The sequence below is a fragment of the Corynebacterium sp. SA-MJD20WY100 genome (genome assembly GCF_039822565.1).
GTDB lineage: Bacteria > Actinomycetota > Actinomycetes > Mycobacteriales > Mycobacteriaceae > Corynebacterium > Corynebacterium phoceense_A.
In genome coordinates, this window is record NZ_JBCJKS010000005.1 from 149,824 (window position 1) to 159,695 (window position 9,872).

11 protein-coding genes are annotated in these 9,872 nt (G+C 65.2%); 8 read left to right on the forward strand and 3 right to left on the reverse strand.

What is annotated here, in order from left to right; translation table 11 throughout:
• Positions 1 to 40 precede the first annotated feature (40 nt).
• Together ABJ196_RS04540 and ABJ196_RS04545 are read left to right on the forward strand one after the other, a co-directional pair.
• Entirely contained in the window at positions 41 to 907 is an 867-nt protein-coding gene (locus ABJ196_RS04540; RefSeq protein ID WP_347305414.1) for a glutaminyl-peptide cyclotransferase, read from the forward strand.
• 25 nt (positions 908 to 932) lie between these two features.
• On the forward strand, positions 933 to 1,505 hold the full coding sequence (locus tag ABJ196_RS04545) for a DUF2771 domain-containing protein (protein WP_347305415.1): 573 nt from the start codon (positions 933 to 935) through the stop codon (positions 1,503 to 1,505).
• A gap of 60 nt (positions 1,506 to 1,565) precedes the next feature.
• Here the strand turns inward: ABJ196_RS04545 and ABJ196_RS04550 are convergent, their stop codons facing one another.
• Positions 1,566 to 1,946 (reverse strand): cold-shock protein, encoded by a 381-nt coding sequence (locus ABJ196_RS04550; protein WP_066488595.1) that lies wholly within the window; start codon positions 1,944 to 1,946, stop codon positions 1,566 to 1,568.
• Between the two features lie 406 nt (positions 1,947 to 2,352).
• Between ABJ196_RS04550 and ABJ196_RS04555 the strand changes: the two genes are divergently transcribed.
• Positions 2,353 to 3,000: a resuscitation-promoting factor Rpf1 domain-containing protein gene (locus tag ABJ196_RS04555; protein WP_347305416.1), complete on the forward strand. Its 648-nt coding sequence runs from the start codon at positions 2,353 to 2,355 to the stop codon at positions 2,998 to 3,000.
• A gap of 205 nt (positions 3,001 to 3,205) precedes the next feature.
• On the opposite strand, the gene ABJ196_RS04560 is transcribed toward ABJ196_RS04555, so the two are convergent.
• Positions 3,206 to 3,394, reverse strand: coding sequence for a hypothetical protein (locus ABJ196_RS04560; RefSeq protein WP_347305417.1), 189 nt, complete (start codon positions 3,392 to 3,394; stop codon positions 3,206 to 3,208).
• 65 nt (positions 3,395 to 3,459) lie between these two features.
• On the opposite strand from ABJ196_RS04560, the gene ABJ196_RS04565 reads away from it, so the two are divergent.
• The 4 genes from ABJ196_RS04565 to ABJ196_RS04580 are packed head-to-tail and all read left to right on the forward strand — an operon-like array spanning position 3,460 to position 8,927.
• A complete protein-coding gene (locus ABJ196_RS04565) occupies positions 3,460 to 5,526 on the forward strand; it encodes a helicase-associated domain-containing protein (RefSeq protein WP_347305418.1) in 2,067 nt (688 codons plus the stop codon).
• A gap of 1 nt (position 5,527) precedes the next feature.
• On the forward strand, positions 5,528 to 7,177 hold the full coding sequence (locus ABJ196_RS04570) for a DNA repair helicase XPB (protein ID WP_347305430.1): 1,650 nt from the start codon (positions 5,528 to 5,530) through the stop codon (positions 7,175 to 7,177).
• On the forward strand, positions 7,174 to 7,815 hold the full coding sequence (locus ABJ196_RS04575; RefSeq protein ID WP_257054709.1) for a DUF3239 domain-containing protein: 642 nt from the start codon (positions 7,174 to 7,176) through the stop codon (positions 7,813 to 7,815). Before ABJ196_RS04570 ends, ABJ196_RS04575 begins: the two co-directional genes overlap by 4 nt.
• Positions 7,815 to 8,927 (forward strand): aminotransferase class I/II-fold pyridoxal phosphate-dependent enzyme, encoded by a 1,113-nt coding sequence (locus ABJ196_RS04580; RefSeq protein ID WP_347305419.1) that lies wholly within the window; start codon positions 7,815 to 7,817, stop codon positions 8,925 to 8,927. Before ABJ196_RS04575 ends, ABJ196_RS04580 begins: the two co-directional genes overlap by 1 nt.
• Here ABJ196_RS04580 and ABJ196_RS04585 read toward each other — a convergent pair.
• Positions 8,908 to 9,264, reverse strand: a complete 357-nt coding sequence (locus ABJ196_RS04585) for a DUF2200 domain-containing protein (protein ID WP_347305420.1) — start codon at positions 9,262 to 9,264, stop codon at positions 8,908 to 8,910. The two genes, ABJ196_RS04580 and ABJ196_RS04585, sit on opposite strands and share 20 nt — an antisense overlap.
• Positions 9,265 to 9,312: 48 nt before the next feature.
• Here ABJ196_RS04585 and ABJ196_RS04590 point away from each other — a divergent pair, with 48 nt between their 5' ends.
• Entirely contained in the window at positions 9,313 to 9,507 is a 195-nt protein-coding gene (locus ABJ196_RS04590) for a hypothetical protein (RefSeq protein ID WP_347305421.1), read from the forward strand.
• The last annotated feature ends 365 nt before the right edge of the window (positions 9,508 to 9,872 follow it).

Here is a 9,872-nt window from a genome sequence, read left to right on the forward strand (position 1 = left end):
CCTATTATGGGCCATCCGCGCCGTGGTAGCGTCCTTAGGTATGCTTCGCCCTCTCACAGCCCGGTTTTCCTCTTACCCTGCGACCACTCCGTGGTCGCAGGTCGCCGCCGGGGCCGCCGCGCTCATCGTGCCCGCCACGCTCCTCGCCGCGTGTGGCACCGACGGTTCCTCCTCCCCCACCTCCGCCGCCCCGGCCGAGGTGGAAAAACTCACCGCGGTCGTCCACGAGACGCTGCCTTTTGATGCGACGTCGTTTACGCAGGGCCTCGAGGCCACCGAGGACGGCGAGCTGTGGGTGGGCACCGGCCAGTACGGCGAGTCCCGTCTCTACCGCTTTGATCCGGTCACGGGCGACGAGCGCGCGTCGGTCGACCTGGACCCGCAGCTCTTCGGCGAGGGCATTACCCAGTTTGAGGATTCCATCTGGCAACTCACGTGGAAGGCCGGCGAGGCCATCCGCTACAACGCGGCGACGCTAAAAGAAACCGGCCGTGCCCACTACGAGGGCGAGGGCTGGGGCCTGTGCGCGCTCGACAACGAACTCATCATGTCGGACGGGACGGCGGAACTGCGCCACCTCGACCCGGATACCTTCGAGGAGCGCTCGCGCGTCACGGTCACGCATAACGGCGCACCGGTCAACGAGATTAACGAGCTCGAGTGCGTCGACGGCCACGTCTATGCCAACGTGTGGTTTAGCACGGACATCCTGCGCATCGACCCGGCCACCGGCGAGGTCACCGGCGTCATCAACGCATCGGGCGTGAAGAATAACGCGGCGGACGATCCCAATAACGTGCTCAACGGCATCGCGCACATCAAGGGCACGGACCAGTTCTACGTCACAGGCAAGCGCTGGCCGGATCTGTACCGAGTAAGCTTCGAGCCCGCTGCGTCCGGCACGTAGTGTCCGTCGAGTAGTATTTTGCACCATGGCAACGCGCAAAGAGGCTAAGAAGAAATCCCTCCTCCAGTTACTGGCGGTCATCATCGCCGTCGTCGTGATCGTCGTGGCGGTCGTGCTCTTTCAGAACTGGCGCAGCACTAAGCCAGGGGCGCAGCCGCAGGATATTAAGATCACCGCATCCGTCGGCGATGAGTCCATGGAGGTCGCCCCGTACATGGTGTGCGAGCCCGGCGCGGACTGCCCCGAGGGCGAGGTGCCCAACCTCGTCGTCGGCGAGAATGACACCTTGAAGATCGAGGTGCCGGACGATATCGCGTCCAACCAGTGGCAGCTGCTCACCATCTACGACGACCCGGCGGCCAACGATGAGCAGCTCCACGGCGCCGGCGAGACGACGGTGGTGGAAGTTCCGGGCTCGGTGGAGGGGGCATCGGAAGGCAAGAAGGCGCACCTGGCCGTCGTGGAGATTTCTGCGGTGCTGCTGGGCACCGATGAGGGCGGCGAGGAAACGCCGTATACGGCCGTGTGGTCCCTGTCTACTCTTCCCCCGGATGAGCTCGCGGCGGCGACGGCGACGTCTTCTGCCCCGGCTGAATAATCTTCTCCCCAATAACAAACGCGCGTCACTGTGGTCTCACGGTGACGCGCGGTGCGTTTTCTATGAATCAAGCTCCTTGGCGATGGCGCGCAGGATGGCGGCGACATCGCGTCCGGTCTTGCGGTCCGGGTAGTGCCCTGCGGTGAGCGAAGGCTGCACCTGGGACTCGAGGACCGTCATGACGTCTGCAATCATGGAGCCCAATTCCTCGGGCTTGCGGGACGGGGTGCGGCGACGCGGCTTGTCGAGCACGTTCACGCGCAGCGCCTGCGGGCCGCGACGGCCGGCCGCGAAGTCGAATTCGATGCGCTGGCCTTGCACCAGCTCCTCGACGCCCTCCGGGAGGACGGAACGTCCAACGAAGACGTCCTCGCTGCCAGGATTGGAGACAAAGCCAAAGCCCTTCTCCGCGTCGTACCACTTCACTTTGCCGATAGGCACGAGGCTCACCACTTTCTTGTGTCTTAGGGATAAAAGAGTATTCAGGGGAAGATGTCATTTTACTACGCGCCCGGCGGTTGCGAAATCACAGCACAATCGCGGCGCGGCGACCCGTGTGGCGCGTCTCACAGAACCGGATGTAACGTTTCTCAAAATCCGTTCACCTGGGATTTTTCATTAGGTGCCTGCCTCCGACAGGCAGACATTGTCACGAAAAGGTCAAAGAACGTGACACTTTCGTTATAAACCGGTACCGTGTCCCCCAAGCGCTTAAGTCGGAGCACCACGGCTCACGGCCGGCAACCACCCGCTTATCAATCCAAACGGTTGCAGCCTGACCCAGCCCGACACTTTAGACCGACGCGCATTCAGTACTTATAGCGGGAAGAGAGAGGAACACTCAATCATGGGACGTCATTCCGCTAAGAAGCACACGGCCGCTAAGTTCGCCGCCACCACCGTCGCCTTCGGCGCCGCTGCCACCCTCATGGCCCCGACCGCCTCCGCGGCCCCGGATTCTGACTGGGACCGCCTCGCACAGTGCGAGTCCGGCGGCAACTGGGCCATCAACACCGGCAACGGCTACCACGGCGGCCTGCAGTTCTCCGCCTCCACCTGGCAGGCCTACGGCGGCGGCGAGTTCGCCCCGACCGCTAACCAGGCCACCCGCGAGCAGCAGATTGCTGTCGCCGAGCGCACCCTCGCCGCACAGGGCTGGGGCGCATGGCCGGCCTGCTCCGCGTCCCTGGGCCTGAACTCCGCCCCGACGCCGCGCAACCTCGACGCCACCCCGGCACCGGCACCGGCTCCGGCCCCTGCCGCCCAGCCTGAGACTGCTGCCCCGGCCGCTCCGGCACAGGCCTCCTCCGAGTCCGAGGACCTCGCCGTGGACAACCTCTACGCGCTTATCACGGACACCGCCGCCAAGTACGGCTACCAGCTGCCCGCCAACTTCAAAGCGCAGTACAAGGCCAACCGCGAGTCCCTCAACAACCTCTACGCGGCCAACCGCAACTCGGTCGACCCGATTGCCGCTGTCATCGCTTCCCTGTAAGCACCGTTAGCGTCTAGCCCACGCCGCTCCTCTTTCGGAGCGACGTGGGCTTTCGTGGTTGTGGGTCGCGTAGCCACCAACAAAAGTCGCTACCGTCTGCGCCCAGTGGGACTCCACAGCCACGAAGTAAGGCAGATTGTGCTGGCCTCCTCCACCCGAAAACAACGAAAGGCACCCCGAAGGGTGCCATGCGTGCGCCGAAACCTTAGCGGTTGATGCGCGTGTACGGGTGAACGTAGTTCAGCTTCTCAGCCGGGAGAGGCAGAACAGTGTCGTCACCGTACGGGCTCGAAGCGCCGGCAAACGGAGCGTAAATTTCGGTAATTGCGTGCTCGCGGGCGTCGTTCTTCGGCCAAGCCGGGGACACGTGGCCCTTCTTCTCTACATTCGACATGCCCTATATTCTGCCAAACCCGCGCGGAAAACGTAACTTAATCGGGGTTAGACTTGTCACCCGATATGGTTTCTTCTCACACGCCGGCCACCCCAGCCACCGATTTCCGCTCCTGGCTGGGCAAACGCAGCGACGATGAACTCGCGCGCATCCTCACTCACCGCCCCGATGCCACGCATCCGCTACCCCCAGGCATTGCCCCGCTCGCCACGCGCCTGCTCCTGCGCACCTCCCTCGCCCGCGCGCTCGCCACGTGCACCGCGGCAGAACTGGCCACACTGGAACGACTCGTGGCGGCCGGCGCAGAATTCGAACCCGTGGAGTTCGAGCCTTCAGGCACCGCCGCGGTCATCGACGCATTGAAAGACAAAGCCCTTGTCTTCGACACCGACGACTCCCGGGTCATGGTCCCCCGCGAGGTCATGGCGGCACTTCCCGCAGACTGGTCGCTGCTCGAACAGCACGCCGTGGACCCGGCGGATATCGAGAAACTCGACAAGGAACAACGCCGCGTGTTGGAGACCCTCGCGCCCACGGGTCTGGGAACCACGCGCGACGCTGCCCCAGACGCGGACCCGGCGCGCCCCATCCCCCGTCTCATTGCGGCGGGGCTCCTCCAGCGCGTCGACGCGCGAACCGTCCGCCTGCCGCGAGCCACGCGCCTCGCGCTCCGCGGCCAGGGGCCGCTCAACATTCCGCTGGAGCCATCCGGCCGCCAAGGTCAGCCGGTACAGGACCAGAAGACTGACGAAGCCGGCGCCGCCGCGGGCCTCGACGTCGTGCGTCTCATAGGCCGTCTCATCGACATCCTGGGCCAGGAGCCGGTCGAGCTGCTCAAGGACAAGACGGTGGGCGTCCGCCCCCTCGCACACCTAGCCAAGGAACTCGACACGGACTACGTCAAGGAACTCATCGCGCTCGGCTTCCACGCGCGCCTCCTCGGCCGCGGAGAACCGAAAGGCGGTCCGGAGGGCAACTTCCTGGCTCCCACGCAGGCGGCACAAGAATGGGCCGACGCCCCGCTCCCCGACCGCCTCCAGGTTCTCCTCGACGCGTGGGAGACCTCTCCGTGGGCCGCGTGGGAGTCGCAGCGCGGCCTCGACCAGGAGACCGCTCACGACTATCTGCCGCGCCACCGGGCGAGAATCCTCGACGTCTACAAGAACAGCAGCCAACCGCTCAACCTCGAAGAGTTCTGGGAAGACCTCTGCTTTGCCCGTCCCCTCTTCGCCGCGCACACGCAACCGGCCACCATCGAACACCTCCACGCCGAGGCCCAGTGGCTGGGCGTTACCGCCCGCGGCGCCCTCGTCCAAGAGCGCCCCGTGCCCGAGGCCGTTGAGCGCTTCATCATGCAGGCTGACATGACGGTGCTCACCCCGGGCCCGCTCGTCACGGAGCTACTGCGCACGCTGGAAAATCTCGCGGATCTCGAGTCACCGGGCCTGGCCAGCGTCTACCGCATCTCCACCGAGTCGCTGCGCCGCGGCATGGACTCCGGCATGACGGCCCAGGAGATCAAGGACTTCCTCCACGCCCATGCCCTCGGCGAGGTCCCTCAGGCCGTGGAATTCCTCATCGACGACGTCGCCCGCCGGCACGGCACGCTGCGCTCCGGCACGGCGCTCGCTTACGTCCGCTGCGAGGACGAGGCCCTGCTCGCCCAAGCCGTCGCCGCCGTGGACTCCCTCAGGCTGCTTGCGCCCACCGTCGCCATCTCCCAGCAACGCTTAGGGCTCGTCCTCGAAGAGCTACGAAGCAACGGCTTCGCCCCCGCCGCCGAAGACGAGCATGGCGCCTCCATCGCCGTCCAACCCGAGCCAGCGCTCCTGCCCATGCCTCGCGCGCACGCGCCCCGCCGCGAGGAGCCCGATGTCGCGCGTGCCGTCGCCGCCATCCGCACCGCCGAGCCCAATCAAACCCCAGAAGGACCGGACATCGGAATCATCGAGGCCGCCGCCCGCGGCTCCCGGCTCATCGTCGTGGGCTACGCGGACCGCAACGGCCGCCCGCGCGAGGTCACCGTCACCCCGCTCACCGTCGCCGGCGGCCAGGTCGACGCCCTCGACCGCGACGGCCACCCCGTCCGCTTCCCCCTCCACCGGATTATGAGCGCGCGGCTTAAGGACTAAACTGGGCCGAATGAATGGCCCGCTTATCGTCCAGTCGGATAAGACCGTCCTCCTTGAGGTCGACCACGAGCTTGCCGGTGCCGCCCGCGCAGCCCTGGCCCCCTTCGCCGAGCTCGAGCGCGCCCCGGAGCATATCCATACCTACCGCATCACCCCGCTCGCGCTGTGGAACGCCCGCGCCGCCGGCTTCGACGCGGAGCAAGTCGTCGACGTCCTCGAGACGTATTCGCGCTTCCCCGTCCCGCAGGCGTTGCTCATCGACGTCGCGGAGACAATGTCGCGCTACGGCCGCGTGCGCCTCCAGGCCCACCCGGCCCACGGACTCATCCTCGAATCCGATGAGCCTGCCATCCTCGTCGAGCTCGAACGTCACAAGAAGGTCGGCGGCATGCTCGGCGCGCGCATCGACGGCAACACCATCGCCGTCCCGCCCTCAGAGCGCGGCCGCCTCAAGCAGGAGCTGCTCAAGGTCGGTTGGCCCGCAGAGGACCTCGCCGGCTACGTCGACGGTGAGTCCCACCCCATCGCGCTCACCGAGGATGACTGGCACCTGCGCGACTACCAGCAGTACGCCGCGGAGTCCTTCTGGGCTGGCGGCTCCGGCGTCGTCGTGCTGCCCTGCGGCGCCGGCAAGACCGTCGTGGGCGCGGCCGCCATGTCTAAGGCCCAGGCCACCACGCTCATCCTCGTCACCAACACCGTCGCCGGCCGGCAATGGCGCGATGAGCTGCTCCGCCGCACCACGCTTACCGAGAATGAAATCGGCGAATACTCCGGCGAGAAGAAGGAAATAAAACCCGTCACCATCGCCACCTACCAGGTCGTCACCCGCAAGACGAAGGGCGAATACCGCGCGCTCGAGCTCTTCGACTCCCGCGACTGGGGCCTTATCATCTACGACGAGGTCCATCTCCTGCCCGCACCCGTGTTCCGCATGACCTCGGATCTCCAGTCCCGCCGTCGCCTCGGGCTTACCGCCACCCTCGTCCGCGAGGACGGCGCCGAGGGCGACGTCTTCTCCCTCATCGGCCCCAAACGCTACGACGCGCCCTGGAAGGAGCTCGAGCAGCAGGGCTACATCGCCACCGCCGACTGCGTGGAGGTCCGCGTCGACCTCGGCCCCGAGGAACGCATGCTCTACGCCACCGCCCAGTCGCGCGACCGCTACCGCATCGCCGCCTGCGCCGAGGCCAAGGACCATGTCGTCGAAACCCTGCTCAAACGACACGAGGGCCAGCAAGCTCTCATCATCGGCGGCTACCTCGAGCAGCTCGAGGGCATCGGAAAGCGCATAGGCGCACCCGTCATTGATGGAAAGACCTCCAACGCCAAGCGCGAGAAACTCTTCCAGCAATTCCGCGACGGCGAGATTCACACCCTCGTTGTCTCCAAGGTCGCCAATTTCTCCATCGACCTTCCCGAGGCCGCCCTGGCCATCCAGGTCTCCGGCACCTTCGGCTCCCGCCAGGAAGAAGCCCAACGCTTAGGCCGCCTGCTGCGGCCTAAGGCGGACGGGCGCGAGGCGCACTTCTACACGCTGGTCACCCGCGATACCCTCGACGCCGACTACGCCGTCCACCGCCAACGCTTCCTCGCGGAGCAGGGTTACGCGTACCGGCTCGTGGACGCACTAGACTTGGAGGAACTATGAAGATCTTCAAATTCGACGTCGACGAGGCGTTCGCCAAGAAAAACAACGAACTTCTCCGCGACTCCGTACGTCTACGCAATTCAGGTCTCGTCATGGGCCTCGTGCTCATCCTCGCCGGCATCGCCGTCTACGTCCTCGTAGACGCCATCTGGTCCATCACTATCGGCATAGGCCTGGCGCTCTTCGGCATCATGATGGCCATCGTCGGCGTCGTCGCCTCCCGCAAGGTCGGCACCGCCCAGGAGCTCTACAACGCGTATCCGCTCGCCCCCGCCGTCATCGCCGAGGTCAACGAGCGCGACATGGTGCTTATGGCCCTCGTCAACACCAACGTCGATCCGAAGCTCCCGCCACGCTGGGGCGCAGCACTGCGCACCGTCACCAATATCCCGGGCCTGGCGAACCGCACCGTCGGCACGAAGATCCCCGTCGCCGCCGTCTCCGGCCACCGCGCCAGCAGCGACCAGGACCACTGGCAGCAGATCACCCCCATGCCCATCGCCTGGGGCACGCCTGACCAGGAGATCGTCAAGATCGCGCGCACCTCCATCCCTGAGGAAGAGTGGCACCGCCTCGACCGCGCCCGCAAGCGCCTCACGGACGTCAAGGCCACCAAGTACGATTTGTTGGTGCTCTAATGACAGTCCAGCGCCTCCAACAGTTTGGCGAGACCATCTTCGCCACCATGACTGCCCTCGCCACCGAGCACAACGCCGTGAACCTTGGCCAGGGCTTCCCCGACACGGACGGCCCCGCCCGCATGCTCGAGATCGCCCAGGAGCAGATCGCCACCGGCCACAACCAGTACGCGCCTCTGCGCGGTATGCCCCAGCTTCTCCATGCCCTCTCTGCCCACTACGGCGTCCCCACCGACCACCTCGTGGTCACCGCCGGCGCGACGGAGGCCATCACCGCCACCGTCCTCGGCCTCGTCGAGCCCGGCCAAGAGGTCATCGTCCTCGAGCCCTACTACGACGCCTACGCCGCGGCCATCGCGCTTGCCGATGCCACCCGCGTCCCCGTCCCCTTAAAGCCTGCCGGCCGCACGTGGGACCTCGACGTGGACGCCGTGCGCGCCGCCGTGACGGACAAGACGGCGATGATCATCATCAACTCTCCGCATAACCCGACGGGCTCCGTCTTCTCCCGCCCCGCACTCGACGCCCTTGCCGAGCTCTGCGTCGAGCACGACCTCCTTGTCCTTGCTGATGAGGTCTACGAGGACCTCGTCTTCCACGGCTCCTTTACCTCCGTGCGCGACCTGCCGGGCATGGCCGAGCGCACCATCAAGATCTCGTCTGCCGCCAAGTCCTTCAACGCGACCGGTTGGAAGACCGGCTGGGCCATTGCCACGCCCGAGCTCCTCGACGGCGTCATCAAGGCCAAGCAGTTCATGTCCTTCGTCTCCACGACGCCCTTCCAGCCCGCCGTCGCCCACGCCCTCACCCGTGAGCAGCAGTGGCAGACCAACATGGTCACCGGCCTCGAAGAGTGCCGCGACATCCTCGCTGAAGGCCTGGCCTCGCTGGGATACGAAGTCTTCGCTACCCCGGGCACCTATTACCTGGTGGCTAACGTCCACGAGGACGCCATCGAGTTCTGCACCCGCCTACCTGCCGAGCGCGGCGTCGCCGCCATCCCCCTGTCCGCATTTACGGACAACCCCGAGCCGTGGAAGAACCTCGTGCGCTTCGCCTTCTGCAAGCGCCCCGAGGTCATCCGCGAGGCCGTTAAGCGTTTGACCGCTTAATCTTTTCCATTGCTTTGCCCTTCGCCAGCTCGTCAATGACCTTGTCGAGCTGCCGAATCAGTTTCATCAGCGGGTCCTCCAAATCCTGAATCTTCACGCCGCAGATGCTGCCCGTCACCAGTTCCCTGGCCGGGTTGAGCGCCGGCGCCTTCTCAAAGAACTCCCGCATGGTCGTGCCATCAGCACGCACCTCGTCAAGGCCGTCATCATCGTAGCCCGTCATCCACTGGATGAGCTCACGCGCCTCCGACTCCGTGCGCTCCTTCCGCTCGGCCTTCGCCACATATGCGTCGTAGATATCACCAAACGCAAACGAGTAAATCTTATGCTCTGCCATAGAGAATGAGCCTACACGCGACCATCTCTCCCAACAGAAAGTCTTCCGATGCGCACAGTCACACGCAACACCCTCGTCGCCGTCGCGGCAACCCTCGTGGTGACTGCCGCGGCCCTCCTCATCACCGTGCACGCCTTTAACCGTTTCGAGGTCTACTCCCTCACCTCCCAAGCGCACAGCCAGGACTACGAGCTCATCATTCACAACCCGGTGCTCTATGCCTATAGCTTCCTGCCCGAGTAGCCTCTGCCGACCGCGACTTCACCGCTGCAGACCTTGTGTCACCGCCCCTATGTTTTGCCACTGTGTCGGTAAAAGGCCATTTAGTTCTGCGGCTTACGGCCCAGTTGCGAAAAAGCTTCGACGGTTGACAGTGGTTTTTCTTGTCCGCACAGTGTGGCCGCTTCCGACTGTCTGATTCGTCGGGCCAAGAAAAGACGTGCCGAAGCGCGCCCTCGTCGTCATGGGCGTTAGAACTTCAACGAAGGCCGCCATCCTCAGGAGCCAGGCCGGTGCGACTTACCCGCTACCTGCGTTGAAGTGTGAATGAGTCGTCCAAGAATCAGGGGAATTTGTGTGACTCGTTTATTTTTCGGAGGCTGTAGCCC